We start from the raw sequence: 19320 nt of genomic DNA on the forward strand, positions 1-19320 counted from the left end.
CCGCCCGCCCGATCCGCCTGGGCCGCCCGAAATTCCTGAACTCCCTGAACTTCCGTACGACGACAGGCTCTTGTGACTGATCATCAGACGACGGCCCGCCGCTTCGCCGCGGGCCCGTGGCGCAGGCTGCGCTCCCTGCGGGTACGGCTGATCGCGGTGTTCGCGGCGGTCGCGCTGCTCGCCGCCGTCTCGGCCTCCGGCATCGCCTACTGGCTCAACCGCGACGCGGTGCTCAAGCGCGCCCAGGACACCGCGCTCAACGACTTCCGGGTCTCGCTCAGCCGCAACGTCTCCGAGCTGCCGCTGAACGCGAGTTGCCCGGACCTGACCACGCTCGCGTCCACCGTCGCCAGCTCCGGGCTGAGTTACGACGTGGTGGTGGCCGACCCGGCGCACCCGGAGTGCACGGCCTCCTCCGACCCGGGGCAGTTCACGCTGGCCGACGTCCCGGCGGCGCTGCAGTCCACCGTCGCCAGGCAGCGCGAGGTCACCGAGAACAACCCGTACCCGTACCACCTGTACTGGCAGCGGCAGAACCTGGCGGGCCAGCCGTTCCTGATCGGCGGCACCAAGGTGGTGCCGACCGGCCCGACGGCGTACATGTTCAAGTCGCTGGAGAACGAACGCAAGGACCTCAACACGCTGGGCTGGTCGCTGGCCATCGCCACGCTGCTCGCGCTGATCGGCTCGGCGCTGCTCGCCCAAGCCGCCTCGTCGACCGTGCTGCGGCCGGTCAAGCGGCTCGGCGACGCCGCCCGACGGCTCGGCCAGGGACACCTGGACACCCGGCTGGAGGTCGAGGGCGGGGACGAACTCGCGGACCTGGCGAGGACGTTCAACCGGGCCGCGGAGTCACTGCACGAGCAGGTCGAGGAGTTGAGCGCGCGCGAGGCGCAGAGCCGGCGGTTCGTCGCCGACATGTCGCACGAGCTGCGCACGCCGCTGACCGCGATGACCGCCGTCACCGACATCCTGGAGGACGAGGCCGAGTCGCTGGACCCGATGATCGCGCCGGCCGTACGGCTCGTGGTCAGCGAGACGCGGCGGCTGTCCGACCTGGTGGAGAACCTGATGGAGGTGACCCGCTTCGACGCCGGCACCGCCAAGCTCGTCGCCGACGAGGTGGACATGGCCGACCTGATCATGTCCTGCATCGACGGCCGGGCCTGGTACGACGCCGTCGAACTGGACGCCCCGCGCGGCATCCTGGCCGTGGTCGACCCGCGCCGGCTCGACGTGGTCTTCGCCAACCTGATCGGCAACGCGCTCAAGCACGGCGGCTCCCCGGTGCGGGTCAAGGTCCGGCAGACCGCGGGCTCGGTCGTCATCGAGGTCTCCGACAGCGGCCCGGGCATCCCCGAGGACGTGCTGCCGCACGTCTTCGACCGGTTCTACAAGGCGGACCGGGGACGGGCCCGCTCGGAGGGCAGCGGCCTGGGGCTGTCGATCGCGATGGCCAACGCACAGATCCACGGGGGCACGATCACGGCGGCGAACGGGGAGGTCGGGGCGGTGTTCACGCTGACGCTGCCGCTGGCCCCGCCGCCTCCGCCGAACGAGGGCGAGACCGGTGACGGCCTTGTCGGCGACTCCGCCCAGGACAAGGACGCCACGTGACCGCCCCCACCCGCACCGCCCTGCGCCGCACCGCCGGCGCCCTGCTGCTGCTCGCGCTCGCCTCCGGCTGCGGCATCCGGCCGACCGCCGTCCCGGTGGACGCGGGCGCCCCGGCCAGCCGGACGGCCTGCCCGACCGCCCCGCACATACCGACCGCCCTGGCCACGCCGTCGGCGCCCACGCCGACCCCGCCGGCCCGCGGCGCCGCCAAGGCCGGTGTGAGCCCGAGCCCGTCGCCCACGGTGGTGCCCGCCACCCCGCCGGCCGACAACGTGTTCGGCGCGGTGCCGACCGCGGCACCCTGTCGGTAGTCCCGCCTGCCCGTCGTCCGTCTGCCCGTCTGCCTATCGCCCCGCCGTTCGGCCCCGGGGCGGCGGGCGACCGGGGGCGCGCCCCGGAATGTTCACGCCCGGGGGAACCACCGCGCCACCGGTCCACGTCCTTCCCCCCGTGCAGCGAGATGGCACCAGGACACGCGACGAGCGTTCCGGCGCACGGACCAGGAACCGGCCGGCGACGGCCGTCCACCGTCCCCTTCGAACAGCCGGACTGGCGGGCCTGACCTGTCACCTGGCCCTCGTCCTCTGGCTGGTGGTGCTGAGGCCGCTGCCGGTTCCCTGGGTGTACGACACCAACCTGACGCCGCTGGCCTCCCTCCGCTCCTCCACCGGCTGGCAGGTGGTCGGCGAGTTCCTCCTGCTGGCCCCGCTCGGCGTGCTGCTCCCGCTGGCCGGCGGTCGGCTGCGGGCCCCCTGGCTGCCGTCCTTCCTGCGCACCACCGGCGCCTCCGCCCTACTGGCGACCGGCCTGGAGTTCCTCTCCTCCTGGACGCCCGGGCACGTCCTCAACGTCGACCACATACTGCTCGCCGTGATCGGGGTGGCCATCACCCACCTGGCCCTCGTCCCCGGCCTGCGGCGGCTGCTGCGCGACCGGCGGCCGCGGGTCCGGATGCCGGTGCCCGCGTCCGGGGCCGCGCCCGCGCCCGCGCCCGCGCCGAAGGTGACCACCCTGGTCGGCCCGCCGGTCGCGCGCGCCCGCGCCTACGCCGAGCCCACGCCCCCCGCCCGCTGAGGCCCGCCCTCCCGCACCACGGCGAGTGCGTTCCCGCACTCGCCGCCGGGGCCGCAAAAGACCCGCAGCACCTCATAGTCAGTCATTTCCCACCCCGTCAATTGCCGTTCCGTCGGGGTGCGGCGACTCCGTGAGGAAAAGGCGACGCCGAATGTCGGCCGCCTCCGGTAACCTGCGCTGTCGCCCCAAAGGCTTCACCGTCTTATCCCCCGTCCCACAGGAATCCCCCCTTGAACAATCTCAATTTCAGCGCCGAGCCGCTTTTCTCCTGGTACGTCGTCGCGCTCGCGATCAGCGGCGCCGCCATGCTGGTCCTCGGAGCGGTCAATCCCGGTAGCGGCCTGAAGGTCGGCTGGCGAATCCTCAACGTCCTCGCCGGCCTCGGATTCCTGGGGTACGCCTACTACCTCGCGTTCGTCTTCGAAGGCGGCCGGTACGAGATCTTCCTCAAGGCGTTCATCCTCCCGATCGCGCTGATCGCCAGCTCCGTGAAGGCGATCGTCGAACGCGGCAACGCCAAGAACCAGCAGCCGGCCCCGCAGGCGGCGCCGTACGACCCCAACGCCCCGCAGGCGGCGCCGTACGGCCAGCCCGTCCCGCCGCAGGGCGCCGCGCCGCAGGGTGCGCCGTACGCTCCGCCGGCGCAGCCCGTGCCGAACAACCCGTACGCGCAGCCGGTGCCGCCGGCCGGGCAGTCCGGGCAGGCGCAGTAGCCGCCTGCTGCTCCGACGCCGGTGGGCGGGGGGCTCCGGTCCGTCCGGTGCCCCCCGCCCGCCGGGGTCAGGCGTCAGGGCGTCAGGCGGTGCAGGTCTCGGGGGAAGAGCGTGGTCCGGCGGATGTTGTCGGTGCCGGTGAGCCGCGCCGTCCAGCGCTCCAGCCCGAGCGCGAACCCGCCGTGCGGCGGCATCCCGTGCGCGAAGGAGCGCAGGTAGCCCTCGTACGGCTGGACCGGCTCGCCCCGGGCCGCCAGCGCGGCCAGGTAGTCCTCGTGCCGGTGCAGCCGCTGGCCTCCGGTGACCAGTTCGAGCCCGCGGAAGAGCAGGTCGAAGCTGTTGGAGTACTCCGGGCGGCCCGGTTCCGGGTGGGTGTAGAAGGGCCGCTTGCGCATCGGGTAGCCGACCACGAACAGGAACTCGCTGCCGTGCTCGCGCAGCGCCCACTCGCTGAGCCACCGCTCGTGCGCCGGGGCGAGGTCCGGCTCGTCGACGCCCAACAGCCGCATCGCCTCGGCGAAGTGGAGCTGCGGGATCTCCGCCGGGACCTCGGGCGGCTTCACCTCCAGCAGGTCGACGGCGGCGCCGGCCCGCTCGGCCACCGAGGCGACCATCCCGGCGACCACCTCGCGCAGCACGGCCATCACCTCGCGGTGGTCGGTGATGAAGCCGAGTTCCGCGTCGAGGCTGGTGTACTGCGCCAAGTGCCGCGCGGTGTCGTGCGGTTCGGCCCGGAACACCGGCCCGGTCTCGTAGACCCGCTCGAACACCCCGACCATCGCCTGCTTGAAGAACTGCGGCGACTGCGCGAGGTAGGCGGGGCGGCCGAACCAGTCCAGCGCGAAGACGTTCGCCCCGGACTCGGTGGCCGAGGAGACCACCTTCGGGGTCTGGATCTCGGTGAAGCCCAGGCCGTCGAGGGTGGCCCGGAACCCGCCCACCGAGGCCGCGGTGATCCGGTGCAGGGCGGACAGGCGCGGGTGGCGGAGGGTGACGGGGGCGCCGTCGAGGATCACCGGGAGGGCGGCCTCGACGGTCGGCCGGAACAGGCTGACCGGGGGCGCCTCGGCGAGGCTGGACAGGACCTCGACGGTGGGCGAGGTCAGCTCGACGCCGGCCGGCGCCTGCGGGTTGGCGGTGACGGTGCCGCGGATCCGCAGGACGGTCTCCTCCGGCAGGTCGGGGCCCGCGCCGGTGGCGACCACCTGGGCCAGTCCGGAGCGGTCCCGGATCACCAGGAAGGTGACGGACTTGAGCGCGCGGCGGCGGTGCAGCCAGCCACTGATCTCTACGGATTCGCCGACGTGGCCGGGTAGTTCGGCGGCCAGGACACGGGTCGTCGGGTGGATCATCGCGGCCCTCCAGGGGCGTCGTGGTGATCCCTTCGGAGTGCGGGCGAGAAGGGCAACTCGCGGTGCCACCGCACTTTCGCCGCCGCCCGCACGGGCGGCGGCCTCGTTGCGGCCCGTTGACGGGGGCCGGCCGGCGGGGCATTTCCTCCCCGCACTCGGGAGTGTCTTCGCTCCGGGACGCAGGGCCGCCTTCACAGCTGCCGGCGGCTCTCTCGGCCCACGGGGCCCGGAGGTACTCGTCTCCCTCGACGTGTTGCCGGAGAGGCTAGACCGGACCGCCGCCGGACCGCAACGGGCTTTCCCGCCGCCGCGCGGGCGCCACCTGGGGCGTCCGCCTCCGGGCGACCCTGAGACGGACCCCGACACCCGGCTACGCCTCACCGGCGAGTCGGCGGGGTGACGAATCGACTGCCAGGTGGACGTTTCCGGGAGCGCGGTGGCGGAGAGTGGAAATTAAGCCCGCCGGATCGGCCGGATCGGGTGCCACGACACGGAGTTGACCCATGAGCGCCCGTCTCGCCCGTCCCCGTCACAACCGCGTCATCGCCGGCGTCTGCGCCGGGCTCGCCGAGCGCTACGGCGTGACGCCGTGGACCGTGCGACTGATCTTCCTGATCTCGATCATCCTGCCCGGGCTCCAGTGCCTGGTCTACCTGGCCCTCTGGGTGCTGCTCCCCCAGGAGCCGTAAGCCCGGGAGTCGCACGCCCGGCGCCGTCGCGCCGGGGCCGGTACGACGGCGGGCCGCCCGCTCCCGGGATCACCGGGGCGGACGGCCCGCCGCCGTGCCTGCGGCCGGCTCAGCCGGCCAGGCCCGGCAGCGGCAGGGTGTGGGTCAGCCCGCCGATGGGGGTCTTGTCGATGCCGGGGATGGTCGGGATGGCGCCACGCGTGGTGGCACCGGCCTCGGCGGCCGGGGCGGGCGCCGCCTGGCCGGCAGCCGGGGTGAGGGTGCCGAGCGTGCCGGTGACCTTGTCGCCGCCGGGCAGCTTGGCGGCGGTGTCGGTGACCGCGCCGGTCACCGCGGGGTTCGTGACCGCGCCGGTGGGCAGCCCGAGGCCGCCGGGCGCGGGGGCGGCGGCGGCGGCGGTACCGGCGCCCACCGCCGCGATGGCGATGCCGAGCGCCGCGGTGCCGGCGGCCTTGAGAGCCTGCTTCATGGTTCGTCCCTTGGGTCGTCGTCGGTGGCCGACATCGGGACGGGGCGGACGGGCTACCGCCGCCACGGCCTGTCAGCATGGACGGGCACACCGTAGTGAGTGGGCCACGCGAGGACCAAAGGGCGTTCACTCACCCGAGTGAGTAGTCGGATGAACGCCAACTCCCTTTCGGGACATGGGCGTTCACCCGACCATTCGAACGGGCCGGGCCGCTCAGCTGTCGCCGGTGCCCGAGCTGAACAGCCACTCCGCCTTCAGTTCGGCGTACCCCGGCTTGATCACGTCGTTGATCATCGCCAGCCGCTCGTCGAACGGCAGGAACGCGGACTTCATCGCGTTCACCGTGAACCACTCCATGTCCCCGAGCGTGTAGCCGAAGGCCTCCACCAGGTGCCCGAACTCGCGGCTCATGCTGGTGCCGCTCATCAGCCGGTTGTCGGTGTTCACGGTGACCCGGAACTTCAGCCGGCTGAGCAGCCCGATCGGGTGCTCGGCGTACGAAGTGGCCGCCGCAGTCTGGAGATTGGAGGTCGGGCACATCTCCAGCGGGATGCGCTTGTCGCGCACGTACGCGGCCAGCCGGCCGAGCTCGACGCTGCCGTCCTCGGCGACCGTGATGTCGTCGACGATCCGCACGCCGTGGCCGAGCCGGTCGGCGCCGCAGCACTGCAGGGCCTCCCAGATCGACGGCAGGCCGAAGGCCTCGCCCGCGTGGATGGTGAAGTGGTTGTTCTCGCCCTTGAGGTAGTCGAAGGCGGCCTGGTGGCGGGTGGGCGGGTGGCCCGCCTCGGCGCCGGCGATGTCGAAGCCGACGACGCCCTGGTCCCGGTGGCGGTTGGCCAGTTCGGCGATCTCGGTGGAGCGGGCGGCGTGCCGCATCGCGGTCAGCAGGGTGCCGACCCGGATCCGGTGGCCGGCCGCGCGGGCGTTGGCCTCGCCGAGGCGGAAGCCCTCGTTCACGGCCTGGACGACCTCGTCCAGGGACAGGCCGGCCTCCAGGTGCTGCTCGGGGGCGTAGCGGACCTCGGCGTACACGACGCCGTCGGCGGCCAGGTCCTCGGCGCAGTCGGCGGCGACCTTGATCAGGGCCTCGCGGGTCTGCATCACGGCGCAGGTGTGCGCGAAGGTCTCCAGGTAGCGGACCAGCGAGCCGGAGTCGGCGGCCTCGCGGAACCACTCGCCGAGCTCCTTGGCGTCGGTGGTCGGAAGGCCCTCGTAGCCGACCGCGGCGGCCAGCTCGACGACCGTCTCCGGGCGCAGCCCGCCGTCGAGGTGGTCGTGCAGCAGCACCTTCGGCGCGCGGCGGATCTGGTCGGGGGTGGGGATGCGCGGGCCGGCGCCCGCGGCGGTGACAGGGATCTGCTTCTCCATTGCGGAAATATAGCCCCTACGCGCGTAGACCCACCACTGTTAACACGGCCGGTTCGGCGAAAGTCCACCGGGAATTCCACCGTCCGGGCCATCCGCGGCACATTCGGCCCAGTTACGGCTTCAGTTGCGGCTCAATCGTGCTGCAGCAACCGGCCCCGCCGGGACAGTACGAAGTCCCGGAACGCCGCCACCGGCGGGGTCAGCGGCCGCCCCGCCGCCCAGGCCAGCCCGATCGCCCGCCGGGTGCGCGGCGCCGTCACCTCCAGCTCCACCACCCCCGGCCGCGGCACCAGCGCCGGCGGCAGCAGCGCCACCCCCAGCCCGGCCGCGACCAGCCCACGCAGCGTCTCCGCCTCCTCCCCCTCGAAGGCCAGCCGCGGCACGAACCCGGCCTGCGCGCAGAAGCCGTCCGTGATCGCGCGCAGCCCGTACCCCTGCTCCAGCCCGACGAACGGCTCCTCGGCCACCTCCGCCAGCCGGATCCGCCGCCGGCCCGCCAGCCGGTGGTCCGCCGGGACGACCAGGTGCAGCCGCTGCTCGTCCAGCGGGCGGGCCGTGAAAGCCGGATCGTCCGGCAGCGGCGCGACCAGGCAGAGGTCCAACTCCCCCGCCCGCAACCGCTCCAGCATCGCCCCGACGTAGTCCTGCACCAGCTGGAACCGGACCTGCGGATGCCCCGCCCGGAACCCGCGCAGCAGCGCCGGCACCGCGTCCGTCCCCATCGTGTGCAGAAAGCCGAACGCCACCCGCCCGGCCGCCGGATCGGCCTCCGCCCGGGCCGCCTCCGCACCCCGCTCGACCTCCGCCAGCGCCCGCTCCACCGAGGCCAGCAGCAGCCGGCCGGCCCTGGTCAGCCGGACCGTCCGGCCCTGACGGGCCAGCAGGTCCACACCCAGCTCCTCCTCCAGCCGGGCCACCGCCCGCGACAGCGTCGGCTGCGGCACCCCGAGCAGCGCGGCCGCCCGCGTCACGTGCTCCAGCCGGGCCACCGCCGCGAACTGGGCCAGCCGGGGCGCCAGCAGCACCGCCGGCTCGTCCGGCCCCAACTCCGCCACCCGGTACCACGGCTCCGTGCCGTCCGTCACGTCCACCCGGTCCGCCCCGGCCATCCCGCCACCACCTCGACTCATACGACAACGCATCGATCATCCACCGTTCATGCATTGGACGCATCAACCGCAGCGCGCCTACCGTCGACGACATGCAGCCCGCCGATACCAGGGCATCCGTGACCACCCCGGATGCCCCCGCCCCCGCCGCCTCGCACGACGACCGCCACCGCCCCGGCCAGCGTGCCTTCCGCCGCGCCAACCTCGCCCTGTTCGCCGCCGGAGTCGCGACCTTCGTCCTGCTCTACTCCACCCAGGGCCTGCTGCCGATCCTCTCCGCCGACCTCGACCTCACCCCCGGCCAGGCCAGCTGGACGGCCTCCGCCGCCACCCTCGGACTCGCGCTCGCCCTGCTCCCCGCCAGCGCCCTGTCCGACCGGTACGGCCGCACCGCCGTCATGACGGCCTCCACCCTCGCCGCCGCCACCCTCGCCCTCGCCCTGCCGTTCGCGCCCGACCTCACCACCCTCGTCGTGCTGCGCGTCCTCCAGGGCGCCGCGCTCGCCGGGCTGCCCGCCACCGCCATGGCCTACCTCGCCGAGGAGGTCCACCCCAGCGCCCTGGCCTCCGCGATGGGCCTGTACGTGGCCGGCAACAGCATCGGCGGCATGGGCGGCCGACTGCTCTCCGGCTGGACCGCCGCGGCCTTCGGCTGGCGCTGGGGCCTCGCCGCCTCCGCCGCCCTCGCCCTGCTCGCCGCGCTCGCCTTCCGGCTGCTGATCCCCGCCGCCCGACACTTCACCCCGGCCCCGGTGGACGCCCGCGCCCTCGCCCGCACCGTCGGCCGGCACCTGCGCAACCCGCTGCTGGTGCGGCTGTACGCGCTCGGGCTGCTGTTCATGGCCGTGTTCGGCGCGGTCTACAACACCGTCGGCTACCGGCTGATCTCGGCGCCGTTCCACCTGCCCGAGTCCGTCGCCGCCTCGATCTTCGTCGTCTACCTGGTCGGCACCGGCACCTCCGCCGCGGCCGGCCGCCTCGCCGGCCGACTCGGCCGCCGCGGCGCGCTCTACGTCTCCATCGGCGTGACCGCCGCCGGGCTGCTGCTCTCCCTCACCGAGTCCCTGGTCTGCGCCCTGCTCGGCCTGGTCCTGATCACCGCCGGCTTCTTCGCCGGCCACGCCACCGCCTCCTCAGCGGTCGGCCGCACCGCCACCGAGGGCCGCGCCCAGGCCTCCGCCCTCTACCTGATCGCCTACTACCTCGGCAACAGCCTCGGCGGCACCCTGGGCGCCGACGCCTACCACGCCACCGGCTGGCCCGGCGCCGCCACCGTCGGCCTCACCGCCATGACCCTCGCCGCCGCCGTCACCCTCTACGCCACCCGCCAGGCCCACGCGGCGGCCCGCCCAACATCGGTAGGCTCCTGAAACGTCCTGGTCGATCCCCGCAAGGGCACCGGCATCGTGCACGACGAGCCCGGCTACACCCGCCGCAAGGACTTCGCCTTCGGCGACAAGATCACCGTCGGCCCCTGGACGCTCGACACCAGCGTCCTACGGACTTACGCCTGAACCCGCACCCGCAGGACACCGGCCGACCGGGCCTGAGCACACGGAAGGAGCCCGCACCCGGCAAACCGGGTGCGGGCTCCTCGTCGGCCCCTCATGCAGCCGGCGCGTGGAAGCGAAGCCTCACATCGGCACCGGGCACCACGTGGAGGTCCAACTCGGCTTCCAGAGCCACCGCCAGCTTTTCCAACAGCGGCAGGGTGGGCACGGTGCCGGCTCCCTCGATGCACTCGATCTCGTCTTCGGTCATGTTGGCGCGACGGGCCACGTCCGTCTGCGACAGGCCGAGAGCAGTGCGGCGGTCGTAGAGCGCCTGCCCGAACGCCCAGGAGTAACGAAACTCCAGCCGCTCTGCGGCCATCTCCGGGCTCTCCTGCACCTGCTCGCCCAGCAGCTCACGCGTGCGGCGGGTCTTCCACTGGAGGTGGTTCATCGCCACCCCCTCCGGTTCGATCTCGACCGTGAAGCGGTCAACTCCCATGTGCGGCAGCGTAGGGCGCGCTGCCGCACATGGGGTAATCACACGGTCACGCGATGCGGTCGAGGACGATCGGGTTCGGGGTGAAGGCCGTGCCGGCCGGGGAGACCTCGATGCCGCCCGTCAGTGCCTCGATGGCGTAGTCGTAGCGCTCGGGGGTGTCGGTGTGCAGGGTCAGCAGGGGCTGGCCGGCCACGACGGTGTCGCCGGGCTTGGCGTGCATCTCGACGCCGGCACCGGCCTGGACCGGGTCCTCCTTGCGGGCGCGGCCGGCGCCGAGGCGCCAGGCGCAGACGCCGACGGCGTAGGCGTCGAGCTCGGTGAGGACGCCGGAGGCGGGCGCCGGGATGACGTGCTGCTCGCGGGCGACCGGGAGCGGGGCGTCGACGTCGCCGCCCTGGGCGGCGATCATGCGGCGCCAGTGATCCATCGCGGAGCCGTCGCGGAGCGCGTCGGCCGGGTCCTTGCCGTGCACGCCGGCCGCGGCGAGCATCTCGCGGGCGAGGGCGAGGGTGAGCTCGACGACGTCGGCGGGGCCGCCGCCGGCCAGCACCTCGATCGACTCGCGGACCTCCAGCGCGTTGCCGGCGGTGAGGCCGAGCGGGGTGGACATGTCGGTGAGCAGGGCGACGGTGTTCACGCCGGCGTTGGCGCCCAGGCCGACCATGGTGCGGGCGAGTTCGCGGGCGTTGTCGAGGTTCTTCATGAAGGCGCCGGAGCCGACCTTGACGTCCAGGACCAGGGCGCCGGTGCCTTCGGCGATCTTCTTGGACATGATCGAGGAGGCGATCAGCGGGATGGCTTCGACGGTGCCGGTGACGTCGCGCAGCGCGTAGAGCTTCTTGTCGGCGGGCGCGAGGCCGTCACCGGCGGCGCAGATGACCGCGCCGGTGGAGCGCAGGACGTCGAGCATCTCCTCGTTGGAGAGCAGGGCGCGCCAGCCGGGGATGGACTCCAGCTTGTCGAGGGTGCCGCCGGTGTGGCCGAGGCCGCGGCCGGAGAGCTGCGGGACGGCGGCGCCGCAGGCGGCGACGAGCGGGGCGAGCGGGAGGGTGATCTTGTCGCCGACGCCGCCGGTGGAGTGCTTGTCACTGGTGGGCAGCGGCAGCGAGGAGAAGTCCATCCGGACGCCGGAGCGGATCATGGCGTCGGTCCAGCGGCTGATCTCGTGCGGCTTCATGCCGTTCAGCAGGATCGCCATGGCCAGGGCGGACATCTGCTCGTCGGCGACCTCGCCGCGGGTGTAGGCGTCGATGACCCAGTCGATCTGAGCGTCGCTCAGTTCTCCGCTGTCGCGCTTGGTCCTGATGACGGAGATGGCGTCCATGCGTGCTCCAAGAGGGGTTTCAAAAGCGAAGAGTGTCGCGAGATGACCGGGTTCCGGCCCACTCGCGACACTCTACGCGCGTAACAATTGTCGAAGCTAGAGCCGCTCCGGCCCGAACGCGTCGGGCAGGACCTCACTCATCGGGCGGATCCCCGAGGGCAGCTCGATCAGCAGTTCCGGCCCGCCGTGCTCGTAGAGCAGCTGGCGGCAGCGCCCGCACGGCATCAGCAGTTCGCCCGCGCCGTCGACGCAGGTGAAGGCCGTCAGCCGGCCGCCGCCGGTGGCGTGCAGCGTGGACACCAGCCCGCACTCGGCGCACAGCCCGAGCCCGTACGAGGCGTTCTCGACGTTGCAGCCGGTGACCAGCCGCCCGTCGTCCACCAGCGCGGCCGCGCCGACCGGGAACTTGCTGTACGGGGCGTACGCGTGGGTCATCGCCTCGCGCGCGGCCGCGCGCAGCCGCTCCCAGTCGATCGCGGCCGACGCCGCCGGCGCCGTCACTTGCCCTGTCCCTTGCGGTAGATCTGGCCGTCCGCCTTCGGCATGCGCAGCCGCTGGGAGGCCAGCGAGAGCACCACCAGGGTGATCACGTACGGCGTGGCGACGATCAGCGGGCGCTGCACCTCGTCGGTGAGCGCGTACCAGGCACCGAGACCGCCGGCGACCACGAAGGAGATCGCCGCGCCGGTGAACTTGCGCCGGTACAGCTGCCAGAGGGCGAGCAGCGCCATCGCGATGGCGACGGTCAGGATCAGCACGTGCACCGACTCCGGGTCGCGCAGCTGGAGGCTGTCGGTGAAGCCGAACAGGCCGGCGCCCATGGCGAGGCCGCCCGGCATCCAGTTGCCGAAGATCATCGCGGCGAGGCCGATGAAGCCGCGGCCGAGGGTCTGGCCGTCCTTGTAGAAGTGCGCCGCGACCAGCGAGAGGTACGCACCGCCGAGGCCGGCGAAGGCGCCGGAGGCGATGACCGCGAGGTACTTGTACTTGTAGACGTTGACGCCCAGCGACTCGGCGGCGGTCGGGTTCTCACCGCAGGAGCGCAGCCGCAGGCCGAACACCGTGCGCCAGAGCACGAAGTAGCTGACCACGATCATCGCGCCGGCCAGCAGCACGACCACCGAGATGTTGGTGACCAGGCCACCGAGCACGCCGGCCACGTCCGAGACCAGGAACCAGTGGTGGCCCTCGATGCTCTTCAGCCCGGAGGACAGCCCGGGGACCGTGATGTACGGCAGCGGATCCGCCGGCGGCGACTGGTTCGCACCCGCGCCGACCGCGATGTAGTCCTTGTAGTAGATCCGGTTGACGTACGCGCAGATGCCGGGGATCAGCAGGTTGATGCCGACGCCGGAGACGATGTGGTCGACGCCGAAGGTGACGGTCACGAGCGCGTGCAGCAGACCGCCGAGCGCGCCGCCGAGCATGCCGGCCAGCAGACCGACCCACGGGTTGACCAGGTAGCCGGCCCAGGCACCGCAGAAGGTGCCGGCGACCATCATGCCTTCGAGGCCGATGTTGACCACGCCGGCCCGCTCGGACCACAGACCACCCAGACCGGCCATGCCGATCGGCACGGCGGCGCTGAGCGCGGCGGTGATCTGGCCGGAGGAGGTCAGCGCGTGGTTGCCGGTGGCCATGCCCACGGCGGAGAACAGGACCAGGGCGCCCGCGATCAGCAGCAGCAGCACCGGCCAGGACATCTTGCGCTTCTTGGTGGGCGCGCCCGGCGCCTTCGGACGCGCGGCGGTAGCCGTGCTCATGCGGACACCTCCTTCTTCTCAGTGGCCGCGAGCTGGGCCGCGAGCTGGGCGGCGAGCTGGGCGCCGACCTTCTGCTGCTGGCGCTTCAGGCCGTAGCGGCGCACCAGTTCGTAGGCGACGACGACGCAGATGACGATGGTGCCCTTCATGACGTCGACGATCTCGAAGGGGAAGCCGCCCTGGAGCGGCAGCTGGGAGCCGGTGGTGTCCAGGAAGGCGAACAGCAGGGCCGCGAAGGCGATGCCGATCGGGCTGTTGCGGCCCAGCAGGGCGATCGAGATGCCGAGGAAGCCCAGGTTCGACTGGAAGCTCTGGCCGTAGTAGTACGAGTTCTGCAGCAGCTCGGGCATGCCGATCAGACCGGCGATCGCGCCGGAGACCACCATCGAGATGACCACCATGCGCTTGACGTTCACGCCGGACGCGGTCGCGGCCGACTCCGAGCGGCCGGTGGCCCGCAGGTCGAAGCCGAAGCGGGTGCGGGTCAGGGTGAACTGGAAGACCACGCCGACCAGGGCGGCGATGAAGATGAAGCCCCAGAGCGGGCCACCCGCCGTCTCCATCGAGAAGAAGTGGCTGGACTGCGAGATCGGGGAGGTCTGGATCGAGTTGCTGGTGGTGCTCGTCTTCGGCGCGAAGATGCCGGGGACGAGCAGCAGGCCGACGACCGCGATCGAGATCGAGTTCAGCATGATGGTCGAGATGACCTCGCTGACCCCGCGGTAGACCTTCAGCAGACCGGCGATGCTCGCGTACAGGCCGCCGACCAGCATGGCGGTGACCAGCAGCAGCGGGATCTGGATGATCGCCGGCAGGTCGACCTTGGCGCCGACGAAGGCCGCGAACAGCGCCGCGACCTTGTACTGGCCCTCGACGCCGATGTTGAACAGGTTCATCCGGAACCCGAAGGCGGCGGCCGCGGCGGCCAGGTAGTACGTGGTGGACCGGTTGAGGATCGCCACTTGGCCGTCCGACTTGGTGGCGTACGTGAGCATCACGTTCCACGCGTCGAACGGGTTCTTGCCGGAGGTCGCCAGCAGGACGGAGCAGATCGCGACGGAGAGCACGACCGCGAGCACCGGCGCCGCCAGTGCGAGCACGATCCGCTCACCGCTGATCCGCTGCGCCAGGCTGCGCTTGGCGGCGGTGTTGGGACTGGTCATGTGGGTTACTCCCCCGCCTGCGGGTCGTCGGCGGTGTCGGTGGGGCCGGCGTCGGACTCGGCCTCGGTGCCCTCCGCGAGGATCTCGTGGAAGTGCTCGGCGGCCTCCGCATCGGACTCGAGGTGGCCGCTGGCGGCACCCGTCATGGCGGTGCCGAGGTCCTCGGCGGTGACGGTGGCCGGGTCGGCGTCGGCGACCAGGCGCCCGCGGTAGATGACCCGGATGGTGTCGGACAGGCCGATCAGCTCGTCCAGGTCGGCGGAGATCAGCAGCACGGCCAGGCCGGCCCGCTGGGCGACCCGGATGTGCTCCCAGATCTGCGCCTGCGCGCCGACGTCCACACCACGGGTGGGGTGCGCGGCGATCAGCAGCTTGGGCTGGTGGCTCATCTCGCGGCCGATGATCAGCTTCTGCTGGTTGCCGCCGGAGAGGGAGGCCGCGGTGACCTCGATGCCGGGGGTGCGGACGTCGAAGGCCTCGACGATCCGCCAGGTGTCCTTGCGGGCGGCGCCCGGGTCGAGCAGGACACCCTTGGAGTTGGGCGCCTCGGTGACGTGACCGAGGATCCGGTTCTCCCAGAGCGGGGCCTCCAGCAGCAGGCCGTGCTTGTGGCGGTCCTCGGGGATGTAGCCGATGCCGGCCTCGCGGCGGGCCCGGGTGAGCGAGCCGGAGAGGTCCTTGCCGCCCAGGGTGACGGTGCCGCCGTCCAGCGGCAGCATGCCCATGATGGCCTCGACCAGTTCGGCCTGGCCGTTGCCCTCGACGCCGGCGATGCCGAGGATCTCGCCCTTGTGGATGCGCAGCGAGATGTCGTCGAGGACGACGCGCTCGATGCCCTCGGCGTCGGTCTTGGCGATCCGCAGGTCCTTGACGTCGAGCATCTCGGTCGTGGTGACGGTCGACTCGCGGCTCTCCGGGGAGGGCAGCTCGGCGCCGACCATCATCTCGGCCAGCTGACGGGCGGTGACGGCCTTCGGGTCGGCGTCGCCGACCGTGGTGCCGCGCCGGATCACGCTGATCGCGTCGGCCACCGCCAGCACCTCGTGCAGCTTGTGCGAGATGAAGATGACGGTGACGCCCTCGGACTTGAGCTCGCGCAGGTTGTCGAACAGCGCGTCGACCTCCTGCGGGACGAGCACGGCCGTCGGCTCGTCGAGGATCAGGATCTTGGCGCCGCGGTAGAGCACCTTGAGGATCTCGACGCGCTGGCGGTCGGCGACGCCGAGGTCCTCGACCAGGGCGTCCGGGCGCACGCCCAGGCCGTACTGGTCGGAGATCTCCTTGATCTTCGCCTTCGCCTTGGCGCCGATGCCGTGGAGCTTCTCGCCGCCGAGGACGACGTTCTCCCACACGGTGAGGTTGTCGGCCAGCATGAAGTGCTGGTGGACCATGCCGATGCCGCGGGAGATGGCGTCGCCCGGAGTGTTGAACTCGCACGGCTCGCCGTTGATCGCGATGGTGCCCTCGTCCGGCTTCTGCATGCCGTAGAGGATCTTCATCAGCGTCGACTTGCCGGCGCCGTTCTCACCCATCAGGGCGTGCACGGTACCGCTGCGGACGGTGAGGTTGATGTCGTGGTTGGCCACGACACCGGGGAAGCGCTTGGTGATACCGCGCAGTTCGACGGCCGATGTCGCCGTCCCCGCGCTGGGGGTACCGTCCTCGCGCGGGGGGACGGGGTCGGATGCGGTGATGGCGATCTCCTGGTGGTCTGGAGGCGCGTCGTTGCGCTGGGAGGGCCAAGGGGAAGACGGGGGGACGGGACGGGGCCCGGGGGTACGCGTTGAGCGCACCCTGCCGGGCCCCTCCCGTGATGCTTTGCCGTTCATCGCGCTGCCGGGCAGGCGGCAGTCGCTGGTGCGTCCGGGACGCGCGGGCCTTACTGGGCCGGCGCGGTCGGGACGGTGGTGGCGCCGGAGGTGATCGCCGTGGTGGCGCCCTTCAGCTTGTCCTGGATGTCGTCGAGCTTGCCGCCGGTGGTGGCGAGCGAGACGCCCTCGGCCTTCAGGTCGAAGAGCTTGATGCCGGTGAACGGCTGGCCCTTCTTGATCGACTCGACGTAGGAGAAGACGGCGTTGTCGACGTTCTTCACCATCGAGGTCAGGATGCTGTTCTTGTACTTCGCCAGGGCCGGCTGGGCGGCCTGGTCGGAGTCGACGCCGATGGCCAGGGCGCCCGGCTTGTTGGCGACGGCCTCGATGGCGCCGTTGCCGGAGGAGCCGGCGGCGGCGTAGATGACGTCCGCGCCCTTGTCGAGCTGGCCCTGCGCGGCATCCTTGCCCTTGTCGGGCGAGTTGAAGCCGGTGAAGTCCGGAGGCGTGGTCAGGTAGGTGGTCTCGACCTGGATGTTCGGGTCGACGGACTTCACACCCGCCTTGTAACCGGCCTCGAACTTCTTGATGAGCTCGGTCTGCACACCGCCGATGAAGCCGACGTGCTTGGACTTCGACTTGTTCGCGGCGGCGACGCCGGCGAGGTACGAACCCTCCTGCTCGGCGAAGACCAGCGAAGTGACGTTGGACGGCTGGTCCTTGTCGTTCGAGTCGATGATCGCGAACTTGACGTTCGGGTTGTCCTTGGCGACCTTGTCGACCGCCTGCTGGTAGACGAAGCCGACCGCGATGATCGTCTTGTAACCACCGTCGATCAGGTTCTTGAGGCGGGTCTCCTTGTCAGCCTCGGCCTCACCGGTCTTGGCGTCGGCCTCGGTGACCGCGACGCCGAGCTCGGCCTTGGCCTTGTCGAGACCGCGGGCGGCGGAGTCGTTGAACGACTGGTCGCCACGGCCGCCGATGTCGTAGGCCATACCGACCTTGATCGAGCCGTCGCCCGAACCGGAGGAGGTGTTGCTGTCAGTGCTCTTTGCGCCGCAAGCGGCGAGCGAGGCCATGCCCAGGGAACCCGAGAGCACAACCGCAGCGAGCTTCATTGAACGGCGCAAGGGAGTATCTCCTTCTCACACGCACCTGATTAGCGTGGTCGGACGCCACCGTAACGCGCGTAGAACACGGTTGGGTTACGGGGTGCCGGAGCATTCGGGTTGTTATCAAACCGTGGTCTCACGGTCTTCCCAAGGCCCTATTCCCGTGCGCGGACGGTGATCCAAAGCTGGTTTTGCGGCCCAGTCTACGGAACCGTTCGATAACCCCGGATGGCGGTAAACCGGCCGGTCACCGAGATGAGGTGCCGGCCGGTCGCCCGGGGGTCGCCCGAGGGGGCGTTCACGCAGTGCCCGAGGAGATGTCCGAGGACGGTGTGCGCCGCTCAATCCCGCGGCCCAGTCCTGCCGTTCGGTTTCGGCGGCTCAGCCCTGCGGCTCAGCCCTGCCGTTCGGTTTCCGCAGCTCAGTCCTGCGACTCAGTCCCGCGACTCAGCCCTGCGGCTCGTCCAGGGCGAGCGCCGCGAACAACTCCACGCCGATCCCGATCGCGCGCTCGTCGACGTCGAAGCGGCCCTGGTGCAGGTCGCGGACGGTGGTGTCACCGGGGGCGCGGACGCCGAGCCGGGCCAGCGCGCCCGGGGCGTGCTCCAGGTACCAGGAGAAGTCCTCGCCGCCCAGACTCTGCTCGGTGCTCTCCACCACCTGCGCGCCCTCCCGGCCGAACCGGTCGGTCATCGCCGCGTCCAGCAGGGCGACCGAGACCGCCTCGTTGACCACCGGCGGCACCCCTCGGTGGTAGTCCAGCGTCCACTTCGCCCGGTAGGTCTCGGCGAGCTTGGCGATCAGCTCGTGCAGCAGGTCGGGCGCCTCGCGCCAGCCGTCCAGCTCCAGGCAGCGGACGGTGCCCTCCAGTTCGGCGCGCTGCGGGATGACGTTGGGCGCGGAGCCGGAGGCGATCCGGCCCCAGACCAGGCTGACGCCCCAGCGCGGGTCCATCCGGCGGGCCAGCGCGCCCGGCAGGTCGGCGGCCATCCGGGCGATCGCGGTCACCAGATCGGTGGTCAGGTGCGGGCGGGCGGTGTGCCCGCCGGGGCCGTCCAGGTGCAGCACCAGGCGGTCGCAGGCCGAGGTGATCGCCCCGGTGCGCAGGGCGATCCGGCCCACCTCCACCTTGGGGTCGCAGTGCACCGCGAAGATCCGGCCGACGCCGTCCATCCCCCCGGCCTTGATCACGTCCAGCGCACCGCCCGGCAGGACCTCCTCGGCCGGCTGGAACACCAGCCGGACGGGGCGGCGCAGTTCGCCGGTGCGGACGGCCTCGGCCAGCACCAGGGCGGTGCCGAGCACCACCGCGGTGTGCACGTCGTGGCCGCAGGCGTGGGCCCGGCCGGGGACGGTCGAGCGGTACGGCACGTCGGTCTTGGCGTCGTCGATCGGCAGCGCGTCGATGTCGGCGCGGAAGGCCAGGAACTCGGTGCCGGGGGCGGTGCCGGCCGGGACGATGTCGACGATCAGGCCGGTGCCGCCGGGCAGCACCCGGGGGCTCAGGCCGGCCGCCACCAGCCGGTCGCGGAGCAGGCCGGTGGTGCGGAACTCCTGGCGGCCGAGCTCCGGGTGCCGGTGCAGGTCACGGCGGAAGGCGATCAGCTCGGACTCCAGCCCCCGGACCCGGGCGCGCAGTTCGGCGGCGGGGCGTGCGGTGGCCAGAGTGGCGCCCGGCTGAGCGGGCTCAGGACGGTTCATCTCAACAAGGGTAGGCCTGTTGGGGGGATTTGGCCCGACTTCTGGAAAACTAGTCCCCGG

The 19320-nt window shown here is 72.0% G+C and carries 18 protein-coding genes and 1 pseudogene; 6 read left to right on the forward strand and 13 right to left on the reverse strand.

The annotated features are described in order from the left end of the window. Positions 1 to 72: 72 nt before the first annotated feature. The 3 genes from AB0R04_RS08115 (at position 73) to AB0R04_RS08125 (ending at position 2691) form a co-directional block, all read left to right on the forward strand. Positions 73 to 1617, forward strand: coding sequence for a HAMP domain-containing sensor histidine kinase (locus tag AB0R04_RS08115; RefSeq protein WP_363369193.1), 1545 nt, complete (start codon positions 73 to 75; stop codon positions 1615 to 1617). Next, positions 1614 to 1928, forward strand: coding sequence for a hypothetical protein (locus AB0R04_RS08120; protein ID WP_363369413.1), 315 nt, complete (start codon positions 1614 to 1616; stop codon positions 1926 to 1928). The genes AB0R04_RS08115 and AB0R04_RS08120 overlap by 4 nt, the downstream gene beginning before the upstream one ends. An 88-nt stretch (positions 1929 to 2016) precedes the next feature. After that, entirely contained in the window at positions 2017 to 2691 is a 675-nt protein-coding gene (locus tag AB0R04_RS08125; RefSeq protein WP_363369194.1) for a VanZ family protein, read from the forward strand. A gap of 5 nt (positions 2692 to 2696) precedes the next feature. On the opposite strand, the pseudogene AB0R04_RS08130 reads toward AB0R04_RS08125, so the two are convergent. After that, positions 2697 to 2777 (reverse strand): annotated as a pseudogene (locus tag AB0R04_RS08130) (PhzF family phenazine biosynthesis protein); the annotation flags it as partial. A 144-nt stretch (positions 2778 to 2921) separates the two neighbouring features. Between AB0R04_RS08130 and AB0R04_RS08135 the strand changes: the two are divergent. Next, positions 2922 to 3404 (forward strand): hypothetical protein, encoded by a 483-nt coding sequence (locus AB0R04_RS08135; protein WP_363369195.1) that lies wholly within the window; start codon positions 2922 to 2924, stop codon positions 3402 to 3404. A gap of 74 nt (positions 3405 to 3478) precedes the next feature. Here AB0R04_RS08135 and aspS read toward each other — a convergent pair whose 3' ends face one another. Then, positions 3479 to 4756: an aspartate--tRNA(Asn) ligase gene (gene aspS, locus AB0R04_RS08140; RefSeq protein WP_063349061.1), complete on the reverse strand. Its 1278-nt coding sequence runs from the start codon at positions 4754 to 4756 to the stop codon at positions 3479 to 3481. A 503-nt stretch (positions 4757 to 5259) separates the two neighbouring features. Here aspS and AB0R04_RS08145 point away from each other — a divergent pair. Further along, on the forward strand, positions 5260 to 5445 hold the full coding sequence (locus AB0R04_RS08145; RefSeq protein ID WP_063349060.1) for a PspC domain-containing protein: 186 nt from the start codon (positions 5260 to 5262) through the stop codon (positions 5443 to 5445). 109 nt (positions 5446 to 5554) lie between these two features. On the opposite strand, the gene AB0R04_RS08150 is transcribed toward AB0R04_RS08145, so the two are convergent. The 3 genes from AB0R04_RS08150 to AB0R04_RS08160 form a co-directional block, all read right to left on the reverse strand. Then, entirely contained in the window at positions 5555 to 5914 is a 360-nt protein-coding gene (locus tag AB0R04_RS08150; protein WP_363369197.1) for an ATP-binding protein, read from the reverse strand. Between the two features lie 213 nt (positions 5915 to 6127). Continuing rightward, positions 6128 to 7285: an adenosine deaminase gene (locus AB0R04_RS08155; RefSeq protein WP_063349058.1), complete on the reverse strand. Its 1158-nt coding sequence runs from the start codon at positions 7283 to 7285 to the stop codon at positions 6128 to 6130. Between the two features lie 131 nt (positions 7286 to 7416). Further along, the gene (locus AB0R04_RS08160; RefSeq protein WP_363369198.1) at positions 7417 to 8394 is read right to left on the reverse strand and encodes a LysR family transcriptional regulator; all 978 of its coding nucleotides are present in this window, start codon (positions 8392 to 8394) and stop codon (positions 7417 to 7419) included. Between the two features lie 92 nt (positions 8395 to 8486). On the opposite strand from AB0R04_RS08160, the gene AB0R04_RS08165 reads away from it, so the two are divergent. Continuing rightward, the gene (locus AB0R04_RS08165) at positions 8487 to 9764 is read left to right on the forward strand and encodes an MFS transporter (RefSeq protein WP_363369199.1); all 1278 of its coding nucleotides are present in this window, start codon (positions 8487 to 8489) and stop codon (positions 9762 to 9764) included. A 235-nt stretch (positions 9765 to 9999) separates the two neighbouring features. On the opposite strand, the gene AB0R04_RS08170 is transcribed toward AB0R04_RS08165, so the two are convergent. The 8 genes from AB0R04_RS08170 to AB0R04_RS08205 form a co-directional block, all read right to left on the reverse strand. Then, a complete protein-coding gene (locus AB0R04_RS08170; RefSeq protein WP_363369200.1) occupies positions 10000 to 10386 on the reverse strand; it encodes a helix-turn-helix transcriptional regulator in 387 nt (128 codons plus the stop codon). Positions 10387 to 10432: 46 nt separating this feature from the next. Continuing rightward, complete coding sequence (locus AB0R04_RS08175) at positions 10433 to 11710, reverse strand: thymidine phosphorylase (protein WP_363369201.1); 1278 nt, start codon at positions 11708 to 11710, stop codon at positions 10433 to 10435. Between the two features lie 96 nt (positions 11711 to 11806). Then, positions 11807 to 12211 carry a cytidine deaminase gene (locus AB0R04_RS08180; protein ID WP_363369202.1) on the reverse strand — a complete coding sequence of 135 codons (405 nt, stop codon included), beginning with the start codon at positions 12209 to 12211 and terminating at the stop codon, positions 11807 to 11809. Further along, complete coding sequence (locus AB0R04_RS08185) at positions 12208 to 13473, reverse strand: ABC transporter permease (protein ID WP_363369203.1); 1266 nt, start codon at positions 13471 to 13473, stop codon at positions 12208 to 12210. The genes AB0R04_RS08180 and AB0R04_RS08185 overlap by 4 nt, the downstream gene beginning before the upstream one ends. After that, entirely contained in the window at positions 13470 to 14636 is a 1167-nt protein-coding gene (locus AB0R04_RS08190; RefSeq protein WP_363369205.1) for an ABC transporter permease, read from the reverse strand. The genes AB0R04_RS08185 and AB0R04_RS08190 overlap by 4 nt, the downstream gene beginning before the upstream one ends. Positions 14637 to 14641: 5 nt before the next feature. After that, positions 14642 to 16255, reverse strand: coding sequence for an ABC transporter ATP-binding protein (locus AB0R04_RS08195; protein WP_363369397.1), 1614 nt, complete (start codon positions 16253 to 16255; stop codon positions 14642 to 14644). Between the two features lie 260 nt (positions 16256 to 16515). Next, positions 16516 to 17577, reverse strand: coding sequence for a BMP family ABC transporter substrate-binding protein (locus AB0R04_RS08200; protein WP_363369207.1), 1062 nt, complete (start codon positions 17575 to 17577; stop codon positions 16516 to 16518). A gap of 429 nt (positions 17578 to 18006) precedes the next feature. Next, positions 18007 to 19260 carry an amidohydrolase gene (locus AB0R04_RS08205; protein ID WP_363369209.1) on the reverse strand — a complete coding sequence of 418 codons (1254 nt, stop codon included), beginning with the start codon at positions 19258 to 19260 and terminating at the stop codon, positions 18007 to 18009. Positions 19261 to 19320 lie beyond the last annotated feature (60 nt).

This window comes from Kitasatospora sp. NPDC056731, from assembly GCF_040687675.1.
Taxonomy (GTDB): Bacteria; Actinomycetota; Actinomycetes; order Streptomycetales; family Streptomycetaceae; genus Kitasatospora.